Consider the following 21,789-nt stretch of genomic DNA (forward strand, 5'->3'; position numbering starts at 1 on the left):
CAAGGACGTTTTTTCTTTGCTAACGCAGATTGGTTTCCGTTTGAAGCCAAAGCTTCGAATGGAGCATGCTGCGACGAGGCAGATTGGTTTCCGTTCGAAGCCAAAGCTTCGAATGGAGCACGCTGCGACAACGCAGATTGGTTTCCGTTCGAAGGCAAAGCCTCGAATGGAGCATGATGCTTAAGGGCGATTGGTAAATTAGTCAATGGAGGTTTCAGGACGAATGAATTTGGATGAGATGCTCGGCATTCTCGTATGGACCGGTGCGGGCGCGGTACTGCTGATCGTACTGATGGCGATCGATTCGTTATTTACCCGGTATAAGGATTTGGAAGAAATCAAGAAAGGCAACGTGGCGGTGACGACGCGCTTTATCATGAAGCTGCTGGCTCAGGCTTATATCCTGTCCCGGTCTATCGCGACGTCGGACGATCTGTGGGAAGCGCTGGTCGTCTCGGCCATCTCGTTCGTCATTCTTCTTTTGATCGAAAGTCTCGTCGAATTCGCGCTTCGTGCCATGGCCGGACTGGATTTGGCCGAGGGGACGAAGCAAAATCAGATCGCGACCGCCTTGTTCACGGGCTCGCTGCACGTGGCCGGAGCGCTAATCATCGGATCTTGCCTGTAAACTAGAAGCGTAAGGAGCAAACGTCATGGGAATATTCTCACGCATTAAAAACATCGTCGCGAAGCCCGAGCCCGCCAAGGTGGAGAAGAGCATGCTGACGATCGGGCCTGGCGACGTATGCGAGGTCTCGCTCGTTACGTATCAGGTCGTCGGCAGAGTGCAGAATCGGCAGCGCAATCTCGTCGTGCTGACGCTGCAGGATGGCTCGGCCATTCGCTATCTGACGATTGAAGAACGCGAACGCACGGTTTACGCGATGTACGAACCGATCGACGGACGTCTGGATTCCATCGAGGAAGTGCCGACGGAGCTCGAGCTGGACGATCGGGTCTATCATATGGAAGAGCAGTACGCCGGATTCGTCGTCGCGGCCGGCAAAACGCCGTTCGTGCAGGCCGGAGAGCAATACGTCTGGCAGTATCAATCGGATGACCAGAAGCTGCTTCGAATCGAATGGCAGGACGGGCGGTTTATGCTGTACGAAGGGGAAGACGTGCTGCCCGCCGATGTCCGCGTTCTCCGCGGCAGCTAGGAGGGAAGGACAACGATGCGAAGCAAGAGCTCTTATGTGCTTAAATTACTGCTCGTCTTCACGCTCGTCTTTCCGCTTCTGGCCGCTTGCGGCATCAATAAGAAGATCGAAGAGAACTATCCGCTTGAATCGGTAAACGGAAGCGGAGCGAGCACGTCTTACGTGTACCGCGCGGCAGGCGTCAGCGTGCCGGAGGTCGCCAAGGCGCTCACGGACGAATCCAAGCCGCAGCAGGCATCCCCGGAGAAGAAGGATCACATGTTCCTCGTCTATTCCGACCGGGTTATCCATCTGCAGCAGGATACGGCCAAGCCGGAAGATACGCTGATCGAGGTCGATTCGAAGGAGTACGTCCGCGATAATTACAGCTCCAGCTTTCTGCAGGGCTATTTGGTGGCAAGCGTCATAGGGAGTCTGTTCGATAATGGCCGGTACGGCCATGGAACCTATCGCGGCTACGATGACCGCGGGACGTACAAGCCGGCCGGCGGCACCTACCGGGCGCCGTCAACGCAGGAGAAGAAAGCCATTCCTCCGATGACGGTCACGCGAACCGGCTCGATCTTCAAACGGTCGAAGAATACGGATTCGTCCACGAAGCCGGGTTCCGGCGGCGTACTCGGGAATCCTTCGAAGGGCAAGATTACGCGGGATACCGACAGCGGCAAGAAATCGGGCGGCTGGCTGACGCCGCGCAAATCGTCGAAGCCGAAGACGAGAGTCGGGTTTGGCAGGGTATCCAGGCGACGATGAGGCTGAGTTTGAATGGTACGGTAACAGGAATGGAACCGAGGCGTAGTAGAAAAAAGCACGGCGGCAGACCACAGGTCTCTCGGCCGTGCTTTTTTGCTGCCCTTTCGACTTTCGGTGGTATCGGTGTGCATCGCGTAATCTGCATCGGAATTCTGTAACGAATTTGTGCAGCGAACTTCTATCACGAGTTTCTGAAACGAACCTCTGTAGAAGTCATACGCATCTTGATTCTGCCGGACGAACAACCTCGGTATTTTAGCCGTCGCGAAGAAGCGCAGCTCCAGCGTCTCCTGTCCTTCAGCGGCAAGCGTACCGTCGATTGCATGACAATAGAAGAAGAACGTGATAATTGGTGCACGTTCGCTGCTTGAATTATTCGAAATATTTGCCTAATACGCCGATGAGTCGCATTTATTCAATCAATCGACGCGAGCGAGCCCAAGTTCGCTCTTTTAGCGTGCAGCCGCTTTGAGGTATGATGAGGAGGTCATGATTTCGACTTGTACATAGGGGTACATAGGGAAGGAGCTTGAACATGAAACGTTGGTTATCTCCGCTGAATACGGTCGTGTTGACGCAGTTTCTGAGCGCATTCGCGGATAATTTGAATTTTTTCCTGATCGTCGGCATGGTGAAACGGCAAGGCGTGGACAATCCGGATATCGCGGTCAATTATATTCAGATCGCCTTTCTGGCCGCGTACGTCGTGCTGGCGCCGATCGTCGGCGCGTTCGCGGACAAGAAAGCGAAGTCGAACGTCCTGCTGCTCGGCAATGTCCTGAAGGCAGTCGGCATTGCGCTCCTGCTGTTCGGACTGCCGCCGGCGCTTTGCTTCATATTCGTGGGTATCGGCGCGGTCGTCTATTCGCCGGGCAAATACGGCATTCTGACGGAGCTGACGAACACGGAGGACGAACTGCTTCGCGCAAATGCGAAAGTGGAGGGCTCGACGATATTGGCGATTCTGCTCGGTACCGTCGCGGGCGGCTTTCTGGCGCAAAATTCCGATCTGCCGGCCGTGTTGACCTGCCTTGGCGTCTACCTGCTGTCGTTGTTCATGTCTCTCCTCATTCCGGCCAGGGCGGGTAACGCCAACCTGCGTTACGGGAGGGAAGCGATGCAGTTCCTGCGCGATTTCGGGACGATGTTCCGGAATCCGCGCGCAAGATTCTCGCTCATCGGCACCGGTTCCTTCTGGCTGACCGCCGCGGTGCTTCGCATTGCGCTGATCGCTTGGCTTCCGCTCAACCTCGGCATTACGGATACGGACCAACAGTCCATGATGATCGGCATTACGGCGATCGGCGTCGTCTTCAGCGCGTTTTTGACGCCGAAGCTGGTGCCTGCCGGTAAGCTGCACCGGGCATTCTTCTACGGATTGTTCATGGTCGCCTCTGTGATGCTGGCCACCGTTACGTACGAGCTGTGGCTGACGATCATCCTGCTGTTCTTGATCGGCATCTTCGGCGGCATCTTCGTCATTCCGTTGAACACGATGCTTCAGGAGGAAGGGAAGTCGACGATCGGTTCGGGCAAGACGATCGCCGTTCAAAATTTCAGCGAGAACATTCTCACGGTATCCGGTCTGACCATTTATCTGACGCTCAGCCAAATGGACGTCTCCGTGAACGGCTCCGTAATCGGAATCGGGCTCGTGCTGCTGCTGTTTATTCTGTTTCTGGCGACGCAGCTGCCGGGCATTACGGGGGCAGGCCGGCGCAAGCGCAATGCCGGACGCAAGCAGGCTTCCTAGCGATACGACACATATTATAGAAGAAACGCGTTTGCGGGCATGTCCGGAGATGGGAAAAAAGCGGAAAAATCCTTGTCAAAAGGAGGGGATACGCGAAGACGGAGCAAGCTTTTACCTGGACTTTGAGACTGCGGGGCGACCCACATCTAACGTTTTTGTAAACATATGATAAAATTTCATTAAAACTTCTACTAAAATCTTATAAAATAGCCTCTCGTTTTGTCGCGGTTGCGGCACTAGGAGAGGCTGTTTTTTTTGGACTTACAGGAATTAAAGCGTAGTGGAAGGTTCAAACCGGTACGAGCACGGGTAAATGGTAGCCGAATCTCAAAGGAGGGCAATCATCATGATCGTCGACGCGCTCAGAAAGTTGAAAGGGTTGATCAGATTCGGAAAAGGCGGCCACTCGCTGCGGGATCTTCCTTGGATAAAAGGGAAGCTCTACGTGAACCAAGCGGGGAGGATTCGAATGGGAAAACGGGTACGGTTCGTTGGCCGGCCATGGGCAACGCAGCTTACCGTGGATAAAGGCGCGTTATTGGAAATCGGCGACCGAACGTTCATTAACGCGGGGGTGGGTATCGCGGTTCGCCAGAGCGTAACCATCGGAGACAATGTCAAAATCGGCCCTCGCACGAGCATTCTGGATAGTACATATCATCAATTGGATGCGAGCGATAGTCCCGGCGCCAGCAAGCCGATCGTCATTCGCAACAACGTATGGATCGGTACGAGGTGCACGATTCTGCCGGGCGTGACCATCGGCGAGAATTCCGTCGTCGCCGCGGGCAGCATCGTGAACAAAGACGTGCCCCGAAACGTGCTCGTCGCCGGAACGCCGGCACGAGTCATCCGGGAGCTCGATATTCCGGCGGGATGGATCAGGCAGTAGAAGACTTCGGATTCAGAAGAAAAGGCCGGCTCTCGTATGCGCGAGATCCGGCGTTTTTTCTCTCATAAATCTCATTGTACCCCCTAGTTGTTGCGCAAAAGGACCATAGAAGATACCGCATTCTGAGTATTAGGTGGTTGTTTCAGTAAGATGTGGTAAAAATTTGAATTACAATATAAGGTTCTAATGGTTACTGTATCCAATATTTGTGTCCAAATTGTGTACGGAACAAATTTCCGCCACCGGCTGCGCCCGGTCGACTCCTCTGCATACGCCCATGAAATCGGGATTCCGCATGGGTAATGAGGCCTGCGGTCCGACACAGTCCGTAGCGGCGAAAAAAGGAATTAATGAAATCGGTTTCAATTATTACAATTTTCTTTCACAGTCAGCGCTCCGGCAATTTCTCGCTTCAGCTCCGCGTAAGCTTTAATCGCATGCAAAAAAGAGATCAATCGACAAAGTTCATTCATGGTAATTGAGTCTAAGGTCACTGTTCATTGATGGATGTTCGGTGAATAAATTCGGTACTCCTGTAGTATGTCCATGTTAATTTCAACAAGGTATGTTGAGAATGTAACGCGTTGTCCGAATTTGAGGATATATGACGAGAACATTAGGGTTCTCTCATACTTCCCAAACGAGCTGCTGGTCGTTTCGGAGAGGGCATGGTCACTGGCGTGCTGATTTTACAACCGAATTCTGTGTTGAATAAACGGCAAGAAAGGTGATGATCACGATGGCAATTCAGATCGAATTAAAACGGCTTCTTATCGAGGAGCGCAACCGGATCGCCGAAGAGCTTCACGATCGCGTTTCCCAGCATTTGTTCGGCATCATTTATGCGATTCACTCCATGTCAAACGGTTGGAAAGATATGACGGACCAGCAAAAGCTTGAGCAGCTGAAGGAAATCCAGGGAGCGGCCTCGACAGCTTCCGGCGAGCTGCGCGCCACGATTAACTGTCTTAGCACGTCCAAGAACGGCAATGGCACCTGGATCGGGATCGTCGAATCGCAATTGGCCAACCAGGCCAAGCTCAATGGCGTCCAAATCGTTTTCCATGCCCCGAAGTCCGGCGGCCTCCTATCCATCAACCACCAGAAAGCATTGTATCGCGTCATTCTGGAAGGCGTAGGCAATGCGATCCGCCATGGCGCCAGCAAATGCGTGATCGTGGATTTGACCATGAAGCAGGGCGCCGTCAAACTCTCGATCGAGGACGACGGGAGCGGCTTCGACGTCAGATCCAAACTGAATAAGACCGGACCCGGGTTCGGGTTATGTAATATGCATGCTCTTGCCGTATCCCTTGGCGGAACCTTCGAAATCGAAAGCAAGGAAGGCGTCGGAACCCGAATCCTTCTCTGGCTGCCGCTATCCGATGTGGCAAGCGCGAATGACGAACTAACAACTCAAACTACGAAAAGCGGGTGATAAGCATGAGAGTCGTTATTGTTGACGATCATCCATTGGTCCGTAAAGGGCTCATTGCCGTACTTGCAAACGAAGAAGAAATCGAAGTTGTCGGCGTATCGGAATCGGTCGAAGACGGGATGCAAGTCATCGAAGAGACGAAGCCCGATCTTGCGATCGTCGATATCCGGCTCGGAGAGCGAACCGGATTTGAATTGGTGGAAAGCTTTGGACACTCGGGTTGCCGCTTCATCATGCTTACTTCGTCCGCGGCGGAATTCGATGTCCGCAGGGCCGAGGAGAGCGGCGCCGACGGGTACGTGCTCAAGGATTCGATGCCCGAGGAGCTCCTGCTCGCGATCAAAATGGTCGACCGCGGCCGGAAATACTTCGATCAAGGGCTCATGGAAGTGCTGATCCGGAAGGAAGCGGACGATCCGCTCGAGAAGCTCACGCCCAAGGAGAGAGAAGTATTGATCTCGCTCGGCGAAGGTTTGTCCAACGGCTCCATGGCGAAGAAGCTGATGATCAGCGAGTTTACGGTCAAGAAGCATGTCAGCCGCATCTTCCAAAAATTGAACCTGAACGACCGTACCCAGGCTGCCCTATACGCGCAGTCGCGCGGGATGGCGGCCTATTCGCCGCCGGATGATCGCGAGGAGGAGAATCTGGGCGCGACGGTTACGAAAATGTAAAAAGGGTACTCCGCTAGTGCCACGCCGGCGTACGACCGGAGTAGAAATAAAATCATCCTGGCGCGTAATAGTCTTGTAAGGCTTTGTAGCTATAGAATGAAATAGTAGCAAGAGACTTGTTGGATTTTGCGGAATGGAACCTATAGGACGATCGGCGAAAAAAGCATAAAAGCGCTGAAACAGGCTAGAGAATTACCAACATAAGTCAGAATATTCAGAAAAATAGTTTTGTTCATGCAACAATGAACGAAATCGGTATCGGAGGAAACAGCTTGGAATTGCTACGATATTGGAGTTTTATTCGAAAAAGGCTTTGGATGATTGCACTGATTACGATTGTCACCTGTACGGCGGTAGGCTACTACTCGACCCATTTCCTACGACCGCAATACGAGGCTTCCACCGAGCTGATCGTCAGCAGCTTGCAGACCAACCCGAAGAGCACGACTGTCGATGTCGGCTCCATCAGCTCCGACATTATGCTGATCAAAACTTACAAGGAAATCATCCGAACGCCTCGCATTATGGCGAAAGTAGCGGTTCAATATCCTGATTTGCACGCCTCCGCCGAAGAACTCATCGCTAAAATCAGCGTCAACGCCGTCAATGAAACGCAGGTCATGTCCATATCCGCCAGAGACGGATCTTACGAACGGGCAGCCAACATGGCAAATGCCGCTTCGAAAGTGTTCCAGCAGGAAGTGAAGTCGCTCATGAAGCTCGACAACGTGTCCGTCTTGAACTGGGCCGATGCGACGAAGCAGCGGATGCCGGTATCGCCGCATCCGACGACGAACGTCATCGTCGCGTTCATCCTCTCGACGATGGTTGGAATCGGCATTGCCTTCGTTCTCGACCAACTCGACAACACGGTGAAGAGCGAAGAGGAAATTACGGAGCTGTTGGGCATTACCGCATTGGCGGCGATTCCCAAAGTGAAGAAACGCGATCTGGCCGACCGGCACAAGCGGTCGACAATGGCGGGTCTGGGAGGTGGAAGAGATCATGTCACGCTCGACACTTAAACGAAGCCTGATTGCGGAGACTCACCCGGCATCGATCGTTTCGGAAGCTTATCGCAGCCTGCGGACCAATATCGAATTCGCGAGTCGGGACGAAGCATTGAAAACCATCGCGGTTACTTCCGCCTTGCCCGGAGAAGGGAAAAGCACGGTTGCGGCCAATATCGCGGTGACCTACGCTCAGGCCAACAGACAGGTCTTGGTCATTGACGCGAATATGCGGAAGCCCGCGCAGCATGAAATCTTCGGTCTGTCCAACGCGCAGGGATTGAGCACGGCGCTTGCCAAAGGCAACGAGCTCGACGATATCGTCAAACCGACGAATATCGAGAACCTCAAGGTGATTCCGGCCGGTCCCGTTCCCCCGAATCCGGCGGAGCTTCTGGAATCGGCGTCCATGACGAAGCTGCTGGAATCGTCGAAGGAACGGTTCGATGTCGTCATTATCGATACGCCGTCGGTCAACTCGTACTCGGAAGCGCTGGTCGTAGCCAGCAAGAGCGACGGCGTCGTGCTTGTCATGAAAGCCGGAAAATTAAAAAACGAAATGGCATTAAAGGCGAAAGCGTCTTTGGATTATGGCCATGCAAAGATCATCGGCGCGGTTTTGAATCACGTCGCCCGCTCTTGATCGGCGCCGAATCCAGCTCTTGCCGGTAATAAGGAAATGTCTCCTGCTCCTCTATCACCGGAGGCACTCGGTCATGCTGTGGGTCAATCGGCCTTAGACGTTCATCGTCAAGGGTGTGATGAGAGGATGGGTTAGATGCCCGCTGCTCCATGATTTATCTGAAATTACGAGCTATGTTTACTCGTCAAGGAGAAAACATAGCTCGTATTTTCAGCATCATGAACAGGCAGACAGATAGACAGATAGACAGATAGACAGAAAAAAACGGATAGGGTGAGATCATATGAAAAAAGTGAGAAAAGCGATTATTCCCGCGGCTGGACTCGGAACGCGATTCCTGCCCGCAACCAAAGCAATGCCGAAAGAAATGCTTCCTATCGTCGACAAGCCGACCATTCAGTACATCGTGGAAGAAGCGATCGCATCCGGCATCGAGGACATAATCGTCGTCACGGGCAAAGGGAAACGGGCAATCGAAGATCACTTTGACATCGCCTTTGAGCTGGAGCAATCGTTGGAGGAGAAAGGGAAGCTGGAGATTCTGAAGAAGGTCCAGCAATCCTCGAACGTTGAACTTCACTATATCCGTCAGAAAGAAGCGAAGGGACTTGGACATGCCGTATGGTGCGCCCGGAATTTTATCGGCGACGAACCGTTTGCGGTGCTGCTCGGCGACGATATCGTCACGTCCGACGTTCCCTGCACGAGACAACTTATCGAGCAATACGAAATCACGGGCAAATCGGTCATCGGCGTGCAAACCGTCAGTTCCGAACAGACGGACCGCTACGGCATCGTAGACCCGCTCGAGAAATTCGAACGTCTCTATAAAGTGAATCGTTTCGTGGAGAAGCCCCCCAAAGGACAAGAACCGTCCAATTTGGCAATCATGGGACGCTACGTGCTGACTCCGGAAATATTCGAATACTTAGGCAGGCACGAGACCGGATCGGGCGGCGAAATTCAACTGACCGACGCGATACAGAAATTGAACGAAGACTTAGGCGTCTATGCGTACGATTTTGAAGGCACCCGCTACGACGTCGGCGAGAAGCTGGGCTTCATCACGACGACGATCGAATTCGCCCTGCGAAACAACGAGCTCAAGTACACCCTCGTCAAGGCGCTTGAAAGCATCTTGGAACGAGAGAAAGTGAGTGAGCATAATGGTCCAGCGCTATGATCAGGAGACGGTCATGAAGTTATCGGAATACGATTCGATCCGGCGCGAACTGGCGAAGGACGACGGCCTGAATTCGTATATCGTAGTCAAGCGGATGATCGACATTGCCGGCGCGCTGCTGGGGATCGTGTTTCTTCTGCCGCTGTTCATGCTCATCGCGCTGCTGATTAAGCTGGAAGACCCGAAGGGCTCGGTATTCTTCTACCAGACCCGGATAGGCAAAGGCGAGAAACCGTTTCGAATGTTCAAATTCCGCTCCATGGTATCGAACGCGGAAGAAAGGCTGAAGGACTTGATCAGCCAAAACGAGATCGAAGGCGCGATGTTCAAAATGAAGGATGATCCGCGCATCACGCGGGTCGGGAAATTCATCCGGAAAACGAGCATCGACGAGCTGCCGCAGCTGATCAATGTGTTGATCGGCGACATGTCGCTGGTCGGACCAAGGCCGCCGCTGCGCAGAGAAGTGGCGGAATATTCGGAATACGATAAACTTCGCTTGACCGTAACGTCGGGCTGCACGGGCCTCTGGCAGGTGAGCGGGCGCAATGCGCTTAGTTTCAAGCAAATGGTCGAGCTTGATTTGGAGTATATCCAGAACAGAAGCATTGCGGGGGATCTAAAGATCATCTTCAAAACATTCAAGCTCCTCATCGGGGCGAAGGATGCCTTTTAACGGAAGGGACGGGGATTGCAATGAAAAAAATCATGTTTATTACGAACCGGTTTCCCTTTCCGAATACGGACGGACGTAAAAATATGCTGCTGCAGTACATTCGGCAAATGAAGGAGATTTATCCCGACAGCGAGCTCGTCAACTTATCCTTCGTGGACGATGTCAAGTACCTGAGACACTGGCCGGACGAAATCGACCGGCTGGAATGTCTGGAGCTGCCGGGATTGGCCGAAAAATTGTTTAATGTCGCGGTGTATTCGCTGCTCCTCAGGAAATGGCCGCTTCAAGTATCCGTCTATTATTCACGCAAGACGCACCGGAAAGTGAAAGCCATCATCAAGGCCGAACAGCCGGAATTTCTATTATACGACATGGTGCGGGTCGCGGAATATTTGTCGGACGAACAAGGGCGCAAGGTGCTCAGCTACGACGATCTGTTGTCGCTGCGCTATCAGCGGCAGCTCGAGTGGTTTCAATACATTCCGTCGGTATTCGGAGGCTTCGCGAATAAATTGCCCGGCAGTTTGAAAAAGCTGGCGGATCTGAAATTCATTCAGAAATGGCTGATTAATTTCGAAAGCAGGCTGCTTGCGAAGTACGAAAGGCGGGTGGCTGGCCTCTTCCATCATCTCGTCTTCACCTCGCCGGTCGAAGCGGAGAGCTTCCAGAAGCTCACGCATCACGAGTCGTGCTACGGCATTCCGATGAAGTTCGAAACGGATCAACGCGCGAATACCGGGCCGCGGCGATACGATCGCAACAAGCTGGTATTTGTCGGGAAGATGGATATTCCGCACAACAGCTCCGCCGTCGCTTATTTCTGCGAAAAGATATGGCCGAGCATCAAAGAGCAGGCGCCGGAAACGACTTTCTATATCGTCGGGAAAAATCCGACCGCCGAAGTGCTGCGCCTGCAGGAGACGCATCCCGGCGTCATCGTAACCGGGGCAGTGGACGACATGAAGCGGATCGTAGGCGATTCGGCGCTGATGATCGCGCCGATGCTGTTCGGGACGGGCATCAAGACGAAGATCGTCGAGGCCATGTCCTGGGGCGTTCCGGTCGTGACCAATCCGATCGGCAGCGAAGGCATCGACGCGAATCACGGAGAGGACTTGTTCGTCTGCGAGTCGGACGAGGAGGTTGTACGCAACGTGATGCTGCTGTTGAACAACGTAGAGATTAACAACAAAGTGTCGCGAAATTCGGTCCGCTATGTGGCCAGCCATTTCAGCAGTTCCGCTACGCTCAAGAACATGGAGCTGATTTTATCCTAACCGCCTTTAAAGCAACGCCGGCGAAAGCAGCCATGGTTAGAAAGCTCATTATCGCGTTGTTCCTCTTCTCGGTCGCGCTGCTCTCGTACGACAGTTTGCCGTATTTCCACTTTTCGGTCTATCGTCCGCTATCGATGTTTTCGATGTTCGCCGCTTCGTTCTTGCTGCTCTTTACCGACTACCGGTTCAAGACGGGCGATTATTTCCTGCTCGCCTTCGCGATGTACAGCGCCGGACACTCGCTTGCCGTATCCATCGGCTACGAGGACGTGGGAAGCAGCTTCAAGCATGTGATCACGCTGGTGTTCGGATTATCGATGTACCGAACGTCGGTGTATATTGCGCAGCAGACCAAAGAGGATCCCGCGCTGATCGGCTGGATCGCCAAAAGCGTGCTGGTCGCCTTCGTGCCGCCGATCGCCGCGGGTTTCCTGCAATTGCTGGACGCGCTGGTCGTCCACAGCGGATTCTCCGGGGCGTTCACCGGGTTGTTCTCGGAGAAGGTGTACAAAGGACGGATTCAAATGCTGTCGGGCGAGCCGTCATGGGCAGCCATCCACATGCTGAGCGGCGGACTCTTGATGCTGTTCCTGTTCAAGCAGGGGTACCGCCGGCAGTTGCCGCTCTTGATCGGCACCGCGGTGCTCGTCGTGTTGTCGTTCTCGGCTTACGCGTACAGCGTCATGCTTACGGCGCTGCTGATCTACGTGCTCATTACGAGCAAGAACCGCGGGAAAATGCTGCTGGTGCTCGGCGTATGCGTGCTCATTGTCGCGGTCGGCGTGCCGTTTCTGCTTGAAGCGCTGCATGTCAGCGGCTATTTCACGGACCGGTTTCAATTTAATTTCAGCCATATGGTCAAAGCGGATAATTCGTTCTTCATCCGCGTCTTTTTCCCGGCCATCGGGTTCATCGAGTTCGCGCACCACCCGATCTTCGGCGTGGGAGGCGGCTTCTATTACAAGGAATTCGCAAGTCTCTTGCTCAAGCATTTCAGCGATGGACTCGCGTTCAAGGAAGTGTCCGATCTCGTATTCAATCGTCCCGAAATGGCGACATCGCGGAACCTGCTGGCCAAAGTATTCGCCGAGGAAGGACTGATCGGCGCCATGCTGCTCATCGGCTTTATGGGATCGGTGCTGCGAAGCGCCGGAGCGAATCCGTACGCAAAATTCGCTTTTGCGCTGTGCGTATCGCTCGTCATGAATTTCGATTCCTATTCCTTCGTGAACTATTGGCTGTTAATCGGGTTCATCCGCGGCGGCTTCTTCGATGGATTGCCGGCCGTGCGGGAAGTTGGAATGGATACGCAGCGCATGAAGGGAATGAAACGGATCGCATGAAAATCGTCATCGTAAACAGTCTTTATACGCCGCATATTATCGGCGGAGCCGAAATATCGACGCAAATCCTGGCGGAAACGCTCGCTTCGGCGGCGGAAGTCCACGTGCTGACGGTCGGTCCGCAAGGGCGAAGCGCCGGCGTGGAGTCGGAGTTCATTAACGGGGTTACCGTGCACCGCCTGCCTTACAACAATCTGTACTGGATCGGGGAGGGCAACAACGCCGGGACGCTGAAGAAAACGGGCCGGCGCCTCATCGACCTGTACAATCCGGTTCAGATCCGAACCGTTCGCCAGCTGCTGGCGCGGATCGATCCGGATCTGATCCACACCCAGAACTTATCCGGGTTCGGCGCCGCGATTTGGACGGCCGCGAAACCGGGGGTGCCGATCGTGCATACGCTGCGGGATTATTCGCTCCTCTCGCCGGTCAGCTCCCCGATCGGAAACCCGGCGCTGGCGCGGATGTATCAGTGGAGCTCGCGCGGCGTCAGCAAGCGGGTATCCGCGGTCGTCGGCATCTCTTCGCACATCCTGAAGCGCCATACGGATGACGGGCTGTTTCCAAACGCGGCCAAGCTGGTCATTTCGAACGTCGTGGACGGCGATATCGCCGGCGCGGACAAAGAGTTCGATCGCAAGCCGCTTCGCATCGGCTATTTCGGAAGAATCGAGCCCGAGAAGGGCGTCCGCGAATTGGTCGAAGCGGTGCAGTCGCTCCCGCGCGAGGTGGTGGAACACGTCATCATTTGCGGCGACGGGGGCTTCCGGCAGAAGCTGACGGAGCTTTGCGGCAGCGACGACCGTTTCCTGTTTACCGGCAAGGTCACGCCGAACGAAGCGCGAAGCTTCATGGCGAAGGCCGACGTCACGTTCGTTCCTTCCATCTGGGAGGAGCCGTTCGGCCGGGTCATCATCGAATCGTATCAAGTCGGCACGCCCGTCTACGCTTCGGCCGTCGGAGGCATACCGGACGCCGTCTGGAATCCGGCCGAATTCCTGTTCAAACCGGGGAGCGCGGATGCGATCAAGGAGAAAATCACGGCGTTCCACGGCTTGCCCGGCGAAGAGAAGAGGCGCATTCAAGCGGAATGCCTGAAGCACTGCAGCGGGTTCACGAAGGGATCGCTGCTGGATAAGCACCTGGATCTCTATGCGCGCATGACGAAATCGGGCAGTCCCGCCTACGCCTTGACCGCCGTGAACGGGAGGTCGTGAAGATGGGCAAGCCGACCGTTTACATGTGGCCCAAGCAGAGCCCTCATAACAAATACAGCGAGCTGCTGACGCGGTCGATCGAGCAAAACGGACTGCGGGTCGAGCATTACGATCAGAAGGCGGCCTTCAAGCCCCGAAGGGGAGACATCGTGCATCTGCACTGGCCGAGCAATTCGTATACGGCGTCCGTCTTTCCGCTCACGATCGTGAAATCGCTGTTCTTCGCCTTGCTGCTGCTGTTTTACAGAACGAAAGGCGTGCGGTTGTTCTGGACGGTGCACAACGTTTGGCCGCATGACGGCAAGACGCGCTGGGACCTGCTGATGCGGAAATACATCTTGAACGTCTGCCATCGGGCTTTCGTCCTGAGCGAGTCGGTCAAGGAAGAGGTCGCCGCCACGTTCGGCGTGAAGGCAAGCAAGCTCGTGGTTACGCCGCACGGCCATTACGTGGATGCTTACTCCCGCAAGGGCACGGATATCCGAAAGCGTTTCGGCATCGCCCCGGACCGGTTCCTGTTCCTGTTCATCGGACGGATCAATCCGTACAAAGGGGTCGATAAGCTCGTCGAAGCGTTCTCGTCCCTGGGGCACGACGGCTGCGAACTGCTCATCGCGGGTCAGGTCGACGCGGGGTACAGCCTCGATTTCGTCGACCGGACGGGCGACGGCAAGATCCGGATCTATCCCCAGTTCGTGGACGACCGCGAGCTTGCCGATTTCCTGGAAGCGGCGAACGTGATCGTGCTTCCTTACAAACAAATCACGACTTCCGGGAGCGCTATTCTTGCGCTGTCCCATAAGAAGCCGGTCGTGGCGCCAAGACTGGGCGCGCTTGGCGAATACGTATCCGACGGCTGCGGCATTTTGTACGACCCGGAAGATCCGGATGGCTTGCGCAATGCCCTCCGCGCGTCCATGGACATGAACGCGAAGGAAACGGAGCTGCGCATCGCGGCAAAGCTCCGGGAATTGGATTGGGGACGGATAGCCGGCAAAATGATCCAGGTCTATACCGGTACGAAGAGGTACGAGGTGAACGCATGAAAGCAAGCATAGCGATTTGCACGCATAACCGGGCGGCGGACTTGAAAGAAGCGCTCGTCAGCTTGATGAAGCAAAACTGCAGCGACCCTTACGAGGTGATCGTGGTCGACAACCGTTCCACCGATCATACCCGGGCGGTCGTGGAAGAGTTCCAGAAGCTGGTCGAAATCCCGATCGTCTACATTTACGAAGAGCGGCTCGGCCTCTCCGTTGCGCGAAACCGCGCGATTCGCGAAGCCGCCGGCGAGTACGTGATGTTCCTGGACGACGATGCGGTCGCGTCGGAAGAATGGATCCGCGGCATCGTCGCTTTGTTCGACCGCGATCCGCGCATCGGCTGCGTCGGCGGCAAGATCGAGCCGGCGTGGGAGGGAAGCGCCCCGCACTGGCTGCCCCAGGAGAACCGAACGCTGTACACGATTCTGGACTACGCGGACGAAATCGTGGAAATGCGGAAGCCGGATCTGCCGTTCGGCGCCAACGTGTCGTTCCGCAAATCGGTCTTCGACACGATGGAACCGTTCCGGGAGGATCTTGGCCGGGTCGGCAGCAATCTGCTATCCAGCGAGGAGTCCGAGCTCATCGGGCGGATACGTACCCGATATTCGGTGTACTACACGCCGTATGCTTCGGTGCTGCACAAAATTCCCCGCAGCCGGATGAGCCGGAAGTGGCTGCTGCGGCGCATACACTGGCAGGGCGTCAGCAGCGCGGTGTCTTCGCAGAAGAAGGCGGGAATCCTCCTGAAATCGCTCGTGAAGATGCCGCTGTTCGCGCTGCTTACGATCGTATTCGCATACGACAAACGGAAGATTTTCCGCAACGTCAGCAAAGTTTGGTACAGCAACGGACAGCTCCGCGGCGTGCTGAAAATGTATCCATGAAGAGAAAATGCGGTTTAAGGATGACGAACACATGATGAATCTGCAAGCCGTCAAGAAAAGGCTGACCGGGGGCGGAGCGTTCCAAACGATTCTGCATACGAGCGCCGCCAATCTGTTGATTATGATCTTAAGCACCTTGACTTCCATCGTGACGGCGCGCTTGTTCGGGGTCGTGGGAAAAGGAGAGCTTTCGGCGATCTTGTTCTGGCCGACCTTGCTGTCGGGTCTCGTCAGCTTCGGTCTCCCGACCTCGCTCATTTTCAATATGAGGACGAATGCGGGCCAGGCGACCGAATACGTCCGGGCTGGGTTTCTGTTCCAGATTCCCGTCAGTCTGATCGTCGGCATCGCGGCCTGGATCTATCTCCCCGCGTGGCTCGGTCAATATTCGGACGCCGTGGTCGAGATCGCCAGGTGGTATACCGTGCTGACGCTGCCGATGCTGCTAGCCGTCAATTTACTGGCGGCGTTGACGCAAAGCATGGACAAATTCAGCCTGTACAACGGACTTCGGCTGTACGTTCCGCTGAGCAACCTGGTCGGGCTGCTGATCCTCTGGGGATTCGGCAAATTGACGGTCTCCTACGCGTCGTTCGCGTATTGCGCCACCAGCTTGATGGTCATCGTCTGGTCGCTGTACAAACTGCGCCGCGAATTGAGCTTCAACTGGGCCAAGCGCATGGACCGCCTGGTGTTCAAGGCGTTGTTCGGCTACGGGGGAAGGGTGTTCGGCGTCGAGCTGCTCGGGACGTTATACGGGCAGTGCGACAAATTGATCATCCTGTCGCTGCTGAGGCCCAAGGATTTCGGCCTGTACACGGTCGTCTATACGCTATCCCGCGTGTTCAATGTCGTGCAAATGGCGATTTCGAACGTGATTTTCCCGAAGGTCACGGGCATGGACAAGGACAAAGTCATCGCGACGGTCGGCAGGGCTTTTCGGCTCTCGTTCCTGCTGATGACGGCGGCGGTCATCCCGGGCATGATCATCGGCCGGTTCCTCCTGGGCCTCCTGTTCGGCGCACAGTTCCTGGAAGCCGGCAACGCGTTCTATCTGCTCTCCCTTGAATGCATTCTTGGCGGGGGGTCGTGGATTCTCGCCTCGTCCTTCAACGCCATGGGGCGTCCCGGACTCGTCGTCATCCGGCAGGCCGTCGCGCTTGCGATCACGGTCGGATTGTTCTTCGTCTTCACGCCGCTGTACGGGCTGACCGGCATCGCGTTCGCCCTGCTGCTCGGCGCGGTCATCCGGATCGTCATTACGATCGCGGCGATGCGGGTGGTCTTCAAGGTAAGGATCGCCGACATCCTGTTCGACAAAGGCGACTTCCGCTTTTTGTTCAAACGGTTAACGCGCAGCATGCCATCTTAGCGAACGAAAGGAAACGACGTGAAAAACATGCTTGCGGCCGAAAGGCCCGAAATAAACAAACGAAAGCGACGCGTCAAGGATTATGCGAAATACGGCTATCGTATCCTGCTCGGACTGCTGTTCAGGCGGAAGGTCGACCAATGCGGCAAACTGCTGCGGGTCGCCGGCGGCGTGACGGTCTCGAAGGCCAAGCATGCCAAGCTGATTCTAGGCGACAACGTGCTGCTGTTTCGGAATACCGGCTTTTACCTCGACTCCAATGAAGCGGTCATCGAAATCGGCGACCATACCTTCATTAATCGAAGAACCGAGATCATCTGCAAGAAGCACGTGAAAATCGGGAGCCACTGCGCCATTTCATGGGACGTTGCCATCATGGACACCGATACGCACCGCATCGAAGGGATGACGGAAACGAAGCCGACCATTATCGGCGACCATGTGTGGATCGGCAGCAAGGCGATTATTTTGAAAGGCGTAACGATCGGCAAGGGCGCCGTCGTGGCGGCCGGATCGGTCGTATCGAAGGACGTGCCCGCCTACGCGCTCGTCGCCGGAGTCCCGGCAAAACCGATCAAAGAGAACGTTGTCTGGCATATTTGACGGGTTCGGTCCCGGAAGAGAGAAGAAATGCCCACAGGAGAAGGAGACGGATTGATGGAAACCGCACAGTTCGCTCATCCGATGGATGAGCTCAAAAACCGGCTACGGCACATCTTGAGCGTGATCCCGCCCCATTCCAAAATTTATTACATCGATTATCCGGTGCACGGCAACGGCGGGGATCTGCTCATCATGAAAGGAACCGAAGTGTTTTTCAAGGATCATAATATCCACGTTCAAGCCCGTTACAGCGTATTGGATTTTCCGAACGGCCTGGCCATTCCGAAAGACCATATCATCGTGCTGCACGGCGGCGGCAACTTCGGCGATTTGTATCCGGCGCATCAGAAGCTGCGCGAGAAGATCGTGGCCGATTATCCCGAACATCGCGTGGTAATGCTGCCGCAGACGATCTTTTACAAGGACGAGGCGGAGTTCGAGAAGACGGCGGCGGTGTTCAACCGGCATAACGACCTGCACCTATACGTCCGCGATACCTTGTCGCAGGAGATGGCGATGATCAGGTTCACGACGTGCAACGTCTATCTGTCTCCGGACATGGCGCACCAGCTCTGGCCGATTCGCAGCAAGAACTTGCCCGACAAGGAGCTCCTCTGCTTCCTCCGCACCGACATCGAGAAGACGGAAGAGCAGGAGCGGCTGGAAGCCTCCGGCCGAGGCGATTACTTGGACTGGGCGACGCTCTTCAACGGGGTCGAGCATAAATCGATCCGCGTGTTCAACAAAATGCTGCAGAAGGGCAGCGGCAAACTCCCTCTTAGCAAATTCTGGGGGAAATACACCGACTATCTCGTGAACAAGGCGGTCAGCCGGTTCGGCAGCTATAAGACGATACAGACATCAAGGCTGCACGGCCATATTCTCTCCTGCCTCATGGACAAGCCGAACATCCTGCTGGACAACTCTTACGGCAAGAACGCCAGCTATTATCGCACTTGGACCGGAGGCATCGCGTCGGCGTCACTGATGGCGGATCCCTCGGGCAAATAGAATGGAGGAATCGTATGAAAATCGTATTGCTTTCGGGCGGATCCGGCAAAAGACTGTGGCCGCTGTCGAACGACTCCCGTTCCAAACAGTTTCTGAAAATCCTTAAGAACGGCGATGGAAAGCTGGAGTCCATGATTCAACGGGTTTGGGGGCAGCTGGAAGAAGCCGATTTGCAAAATCACGCTTACGTGGCCACCAGCAAGTCGCAGGTCGAAATGATCTACAGTCAGCTGGGCAGCGACATCAACCTGATCGTCGAACCGGAACGAAGGGATACGTTTCCCGCCATCGCGCTCGCGGCCACGTACCTGTATTCGATCGAAAGCGTGAATTTGAACGAAACGATCGTCGTCATGCCTGTCGATCCGTACGTCGAGATCTCGTTCTTCCAAGCGCTGAAACGGCTGGAGCACGTGCTGGACCATTCCGATGCAGACCTCGCGCTCATGGGCGTGAGGCCGACTTATCCGTCAGAGAAATACGGTTACATCATTCCCAAAGAGGAAGCCGGAGACGATCGGCCTTTCGTCGACGTGCACAGCTTCCGGGAGAAGCCCGTCAAGGAAGAAGCGGAAGCGATGATTCGCCAATCCGCGCTATGGAACTGCGGCGTGTTCGCGTTCAAGCTGGATTTCCTCATTACGATCCTGATCGCGAACGAGCTGCCGATCCAATACGAGGAAATGTTGAAACGGTACGACAAGCTTCCTAAAATCAGCTTCGATTACGAAGTGGTGGAACGCGCGAACCGCGTCGCGGCCGTCCAATACGACGGGCCTTGGAAGGACTTGGGCACGTGGAACACGCTGACAGAAGAAATCGAGACCCCGTTGATCGGCAAAGGCATCATTACGGAAGGCTCGCTCAATACGCATGTCATTAACGAGCTGGATATTCCGATTACGCTAATGGGCCTGTCCGACGTCATCGTGGCGGCGAGTCCCGACGGCATTCTGGTCGCGGACAAAGCGGCGAGCCCGCAGATCAAGGAAGTCATGAAGCATTCGGATCAGCGCCCGATGTACGAGGAGCGGCGCTGGGGCCGATATCGCGTGCTGGACTACATGCGCTTCCCGGACGGCCGGGAGGTACTCACGAAACGGATCTTCATCACGTCCGGCAAAAACCTGAGCTACCAGTATCACAGCCTGAGGGACGAGGTCTGGACGGTCGTTGCCGGAAACGGGGACATGATCTTGAACGAGCACCGCTTCTCCGTCAAGGTAGGCGACGTCATCTCGATTCCGAAAGAGAACAAGCACAGCCTGCGGGCGGAAACGGACATCGAGATCATCGAGGTCCAAACCGGATCGCAGCTCATCGAAGAGGATATCGTCCGGCTCGAGCTGGATTGGAGCGAAATCGTACAATTGTGCAGGGTGTGAGAAGCATGACCTGCGGTCGAATGGGTCTCCAATCGCTGTTGTAGTTCTGATTGCATTTTAAAAAAAACACTTAGATTACGCTTACGAAGCTGCGTTTTTAACAAAACGCTTTAGGAGCTGAAGAGAATGAATATCACAGTCATCGGCACCGGATATGTCGGGCTCGTGTCGGGAATCTGCTACGCGGAACTCGGCCATCGGGTCGTCTGCGTCGATAAGGACCGGGCGAAAGTCGAGACCTTGCAGAACGGGGGCATTCCGATTTACGAACCCGGGTTGCAGGAGCTTTCGGTCAAGAATTCGGCTGCCGGAAGGCTGCGCTATACGGTCGATCTGCGCGAAGCGGTCGAGCAGTCGGAGATCGTCATCATCGCGGTCGGCACGCCTTCGCTCCCGAACGGCGAAGCGAACCTGTCCTATATCGACCAGGCGGCCATCGAAATCGCGCAGGCGATGAACGGGCATAAAATCATCGCCGTGAAAAGCACCGTGCCCGTCGGCACGAACGAGCGCGTGGGCAATCTGATCCGGAGCCGGACGACCGAGCGGTTCGACAGCATCTCGCTGCCGGAGTTTCTGCGGGAAGGATCCGCCGTGCAGGACACGATGCATCCCGACCGCATCGTGATCGGCGCCGATTCCGAGAGCGCAGCCGAGCTCCTCGTGCAGCTGCACCGTCCGTTGACGGAGCACATCGTCGTGACGGACATCCGCAGCGCGGAGATGCTGAAATACGCGTCGAACGCTTTCCTGGCGACGAAAATCTCGTTCATCAACGAAATTGCGAACATTTGCGAGAAGGTCGGCGCCGACGTCACCCTTGTCGCGGAAGGCATGGGCTACGACAAACGGATCGGCCATGCGTTTCTGAAAGCGGGAATCGGCTACGGCGGTTCCTGCTTCCCGAAGGACACTCGGGCGCTGATCCAAATCGCGGGCCACGTCGATTACGAGTTCAAACTGCTGCGCGCGGTCGTCGAAGTCAATCAGGATCAGCGGATGAGCGTCATCCGGAAGCTGGAGTCGATCTTCGACGGGGAGCTGCAGGGGAAGACGATTGCCGTCTGGGGACTGGCCTTCAAGCCGAATACCGACGACGTCCGGGAATCGCCGGCTTTGGAAATCATCCAATATTTGATTCGCAGCGGCGCGCACGTGAAAGCGTACGATCCGATCGCGATGCGAAACTTCCGGAGCATCTACGGGGACAACGGCGTGATGTGGTGCGACGATGCCTTGGAGGCCGCGACCGGCGCGGACGCGCTGTGCCTGCTGACCGAGTGGGACGAATTCGTGCATGCGGATCTTAAGCTGCTGCAGTCGATTCTGAGGAAACCGATTCTGATCGACGGAAGAAACGCGTTCAAGGAAGCCGATTTGGCTGAAACATCCTTCGTTTACTATTCGATCGGCCGCCCGCGCTTAAACCAGGGGGTCAAGGAGGAAATGTCGGCCCTGATCGATTAGAG

Annotated in this window: 21 protein-coding genes; all 21 read left to right on the forward strand. The window is 55.3% G+C overall.

The genetic code is table 11. The features are described from left to right. Nucleotides 1-223 precede the first annotated feature (223 nt). The 21 genes from GT003_RS18970 (at nucleotide 224) to GT003_RS19070 (ending at nucleotide 21,787) form a co-directional block, all read left to right on the forward strand. The gene (locus GT003_RS18970; RefSeq protein ID WP_161700699.1) at nucleotides 224-628 is read left to right on the forward strand and encodes a DUF350 domain-containing protein; all 405 of its coding nucleotides are present in this window, start codon (nucleotides 224-226) and stop codon (nucleotides 626-628) included. A gap of 25 nt (nucleotides 629-653) precedes the next feature. Then, on the forward strand, nucleotides 654-1,160 hold the full coding sequence (locus tag GT003_RS18975; RefSeq protein ID WP_161700701.1) for a DUF4178 domain-containing protein: 507 nt from the start codon (nucleotides 654-656) through the stop codon (nucleotides 1,158-1,160). A gap of 15 nt (nucleotides 1,161-1,175) precedes the next feature. After that, nucleotides 1,176-1,913, forward strand: a complete 738-nt coding sequence (locus GT003_RS18980; RefSeq protein WP_161700703.1) for a DUF4247 domain-containing protein — start codon at nucleotides 1,176-1,178, stop codon at nucleotides 1,911-1,913. A gap of 535 nt (nucleotides 1,914-2,448) precedes the next feature. Continuing rightward, entirely contained in the window at nucleotides 2,449-3,666 is a 1,218-nt protein-coding gene (lplT, locus tag GT003_RS18985) for a lysophospholipid transporter LplT (RefSeq protein WP_161700705.1), read from the forward strand. A 346-nt stretch (nucleotides 3,667-4,012) separates the two neighbouring features. Then, on the forward strand, nucleotides 4,013-4,558 hold the full coding sequence (locus tag GT003_RS18990) for an acyltransferase (RefSeq protein ID WP_161700707.1): 546 nt from the start codon (nucleotides 4,013-4,015) through the stop codon (nucleotides 4,556-4,558). 739 nt (nucleotides 4,559-5,297) lie between these two features. After that, the gene (locus tag GT003_RS18995; protein ID WP_161700709.1) at nucleotides 5,298-5,996 is read left to right on the forward strand and encodes a sensor histidine kinase; all 699 of its coding nucleotides are present in this window, start codon (nucleotides 5,298-5,300) and stop codon (nucleotides 5,994-5,996) included. Between the two features lie 5 nt (nucleotides 5,997-6,001). Further along, nucleotides 6,002-6,670 (forward strand): response regulator, encoded by a 669-nt coding sequence (locus GT003_RS19000; protein WP_161700711.1) that lies wholly within the window; start codon nucleotides 6,002-6,004, stop codon nucleotides 6,668-6,670. A gap of 242 nt (nucleotides 6,671-6,912) precedes the next feature. Beyond that, on the forward strand, nucleotides 6,913-7,695 hold the full coding sequence (locus GT003_RS19005; RefSeq protein ID WP_275589127.1) for a YveK family protein: 783 nt from the start codon (nucleotides 6,913-6,915) through the stop codon (nucleotides 7,693-7,695). Next, the gene (locus GT003_RS19010; RefSeq protein ID WP_161700715.1) at nucleotides 7,676-8,323 is read left to right on the forward strand and encodes a CpsD/CapB family tyrosine-protein kinase; all 648 of its coding nucleotides are present in this window, start codon (nucleotides 7,676-7,678) and stop codon (nucleotides 8,321-8,323) included. The genes GT003_RS19005 and GT003_RS19010 overlap by 20 nt, the downstream gene beginning before the upstream one ends. A 283-nt stretch (nucleotides 8,324-8,606) precedes the next feature. Beyond that, the gene (gene galU, locus GT003_RS19015; protein ID WP_161700717.1) at nucleotides 8,607-9,506 is read left to right on the forward strand and encodes a UTP--glucose-1-phosphate uridylyltransferase GalU; all 900 of its coding nucleotides are present in this window, start codon (nucleotides 8,607-8,609) and stop codon (nucleotides 9,504-9,506) included. Between the two features lie 13 nt (nucleotides 9,507-9,519). Further along, nucleotides 9,520-10,182: a sugar transferase gene (locus tag GT003_RS19020; RefSeq protein ID WP_204798866.1), complete on the forward strand. Its 663-nt coding sequence runs from the start codon at nucleotides 9,520-9,522 to the stop codon at nucleotides 10,180-10,182. A gap of 20 nt (nucleotides 10,183-10,202) precedes the next feature. Further along, nucleotides 10,203-11,459, forward strand: coding sequence for a glycosyltransferase family 4 protein (locus tag GT003_RS19025; RefSeq protein WP_161700719.1), 1,257 nt, complete (start codon nucleotides 10,203-10,205; stop codon nucleotides 11,457-11,459). Nucleotides 11,460-11,491: 32 nt separating this feature from the next. Beyond that, nucleotides 11,492-12,802: an O-antigen ligase family protein gene (locus GT003_RS19030; protein ID WP_161700721.1), complete on the forward strand. Its 1,311-nt coding sequence runs from the start codon at nucleotides 11,492-11,494 to the stop codon at nucleotides 12,800-12,802. After that, nucleotides 12,799-14,019: a glycosyltransferase family 4 protein gene (locus tag GT003_RS19035; protein WP_161700723.1), complete on the forward strand. Its 1,221-nt coding sequence runs from the start codon at nucleotides 12,799-12,801 to the stop codon at nucleotides 14,017-14,019. The genes GT003_RS19030 and GT003_RS19035 overlap by 4 nt, the downstream gene beginning before the upstream one ends. A 2-nt stretch (nucleotides 14,020-14,021) precedes the next feature. After that, the gene (locus tag GT003_RS19040; protein ID WP_161700725.1) at nucleotides 14,022-15,065 is read left to right on the forward strand and encodes a glycosyltransferase family 4 protein; all 1,044 of its coding nucleotides are present in this window, start codon (nucleotides 14,022-14,024) and stop codon (nucleotides 15,063-15,065) included. Then, nucleotides 15,062-15,949, forward strand: coding sequence for a glycosyltransferase (locus tag GT003_RS19045; protein WP_161700727.1), 888 nt, complete (start codon nucleotides 15,062-15,064; stop codon nucleotides 15,947-15,949). Before GT003_RS19040 ends, GT003_RS19045 begins: the two co-directional genes overlap by 4 nt. 31 nt (nucleotides 15,950-15,980) lie before the next feature. Further along, entirely contained in the window at nucleotides 15,981-17,321 is a 1,341-nt protein-coding gene (locus GT003_RS19050) for an oligosaccharide flippase family protein (protein WP_338045850.1), read from the forward strand. Between the two features lie 27 nt (nucleotides 17,322-17,348). Further along, complete coding sequence (locus GT003_RS19055) at nucleotides 17,349-17,924, forward strand: acyltransferase (protein WP_161700984.1); 576 nt, start codon at nucleotides 17,349-17,351, stop codon at nucleotides 17,922-17,924. A gap of 54 nt (nucleotides 17,925-17,978) precedes the next feature. Then, nucleotides 17,979-18,935, forward strand: a complete 957-nt coding sequence (locus GT003_RS19060) for a polysaccharide pyruvyl transferase family protein (RefSeq protein ID WP_161700729.1) — start codon at nucleotides 17,979-17,981, stop codon at nucleotides 18,933-18,935. A 14-nt stretch (nucleotides 18,936-18,949) separates the two neighbouring features. Next, nucleotides 18,950-20,320, forward strand: coding sequence for a sugar phosphate nucleotidyltransferase (locus tag GT003_RS19065; protein ID WP_161700743.1), 1,371 nt, complete (start codon nucleotides 18,950-18,952; stop codon nucleotides 20,318-20,320). A 126-nt stretch (nucleotides 20,321-20,446) separates the two neighbouring features. After that, nucleotides 20,447-21,787 (forward strand): UDP-glucose dehydrogenase family protein, encoded by a 1,341-nt coding sequence (locus tag GT003_RS19070; RefSeq protein WP_161700745.1) that lies wholly within the window; start codon nucleotides 20,447-20,449, stop codon nucleotides 21,785-21,787. Nucleotides 21,788-21,789 lie beyond the last annotated feature (2 nt).

The organism is Paenibacillus sacheonensis, assembly GCF_009909195.1.
Classification (GTDB): domain Bacteria; phylum Bacillota; class Bacilli; order Paenibacillales; family Paenibacillaceae; genus Paenibacillus_Z; species Paenibacillus_Z sacheonensis.

Bases quoted from the DNA above. Each gene is read 5' to 3' on its own strand.
- GT003_RS19050 (WP_338045850.1), top strand. From the start codon at position 15,981: ATGATGAATCTGCAAGCCGTCAAGAAAAGGCTGACCGGGGGCGGAGCG.
- GT003_RS19030 (WP_161700721.1), top strand. From the start codon at position 11,492: ATGGTTAGAAAGCTCATTATCGCGTTGTTCCTCTTCTCGGTCGCGCTG.
- GT003_RS19045 (WP_161700727.1), top strand. From the start codon at position 15,062: ATGAAAGCAAGCATAGCGATTTGCACGCATAACCGGGCGGCGGACTTG.
- lplT (WP_161700705.1), top strand. From the start codon at position 2,449: ATGAAACGTTGGTTATCTCCGCTGAATACGGTCGTGTTGACGCAGTTT.
- GT003_RS18995 (WP_161700709.1), top strand. From the start codon at position 5,298: ATGGCAATTCAGATCGAATTAAAACGGCTTCTTATCGAGGAGCGCAAC.
- GT003_RS19035 (WP_161700723.1), top strand. From the start codon at position 12,799: ATGAAAATCGTCATCGTAAACAGTCTTTATACGCCGCATATTATCGGC.
- GT003_RS18990 (WP_161700707.1), top strand. From the start codon at position 4,013: ATGATCGTCGACGCGCTCAGAAAGTTGAAAGGGTTGATCAGATTCGGA.
- GT003_RS19065 (WP_161700743.1), top strand. From the start codon at position 18,950: ATGAAAATCGTATTGCTTTCGGGCGGATCCGGCAAAAGACTGTGGCCG.
- GT003_RS19005 (WP_275589127.1), top strand. From the start codon at position 6,913: ATGAACGAAATCGGTATCGGAGGAAACAGCTTGGAATTGCTACGATAT.
- galU (WP_161700717.1), top strand. From the start codon at position 8,607: ATGAAAAAAGTGAGAAAAGCGATTATTCCCGCGGCTGGACTCGGAACG.
- GT003_RS18970 (WP_161700699.1), top strand. From the start codon at position 224: ATGAATTTGGATGAGATGCTCGGCATTCTCGTATGGACCGGTGCGGGC.
- GT003_RS19000 (WP_161700711.1), top strand. From the start codon at position 6,002: ATGAGAGTCGTTATTGTTGACGATCATCCATTGGTCCGTAAAGGGCTC.
- GT003_RS18975 (WP_161700701.1), top strand. From the start codon at position 654: ATGGGAATATTCTCACGCATTAAAAACATCGTCGCGAAGCCCGAGCCC.
- GT003_RS19060 (WP_161700729.1), top strand. From the start codon at position 17,979: ATGGAAACCGCACAGTTCGCTCATCCGATGGATGAGCTCAAAAACCGG.
- GT003_RS19025 (WP_161700719.1), top strand. From the start codon at position 10,203: ATGAAAAAAATCATGTTTATTACGAACCGGTTTCCCTTTCCGAATACG.
- GT003_RS19020 (WP_204798866.1), top strand. From the start codon at position 9,520: ATGAAGTTATCGGAATACGATTCGATCCGGCGCGAACTGGCGAAGGAC.
- GT003_RS19070 (WP_161700745.1), top strand. From the start codon at position 20,447: ATGAATATCACAGTCATCGGCACCGGATATGTCGGGCTCGTGTCGGGA.
- GT003_RS19010 (WP_161700715.1), top strand. From the start codon at position 7,676: ATGTCACGCTCGACACTTAAACGAAGCCTGATTGCGGAGACTCACCCG.
- GT003_RS18980 (WP_161700703.1), top strand. From the start codon at position 1,176: ATGCGAAGCAAGAGCTCTTATGTGCTTAAATTACTGCTCGTCTTCACG.
- GT003_RS19040 (WP_161700725.1), top strand. From the start codon at position 14,022: ATGGGCAAGCCGACCGTTTACATGTGGCCCAAGCAGAGCCCTCATAAC.
- GT003_RS19055 (WP_161700984.1), top strand. From the start codon at position 17,349: ATGCTTGCGGCCGAAAGGCCCGAAATAAACAAACGAAAGCGACGCGTC.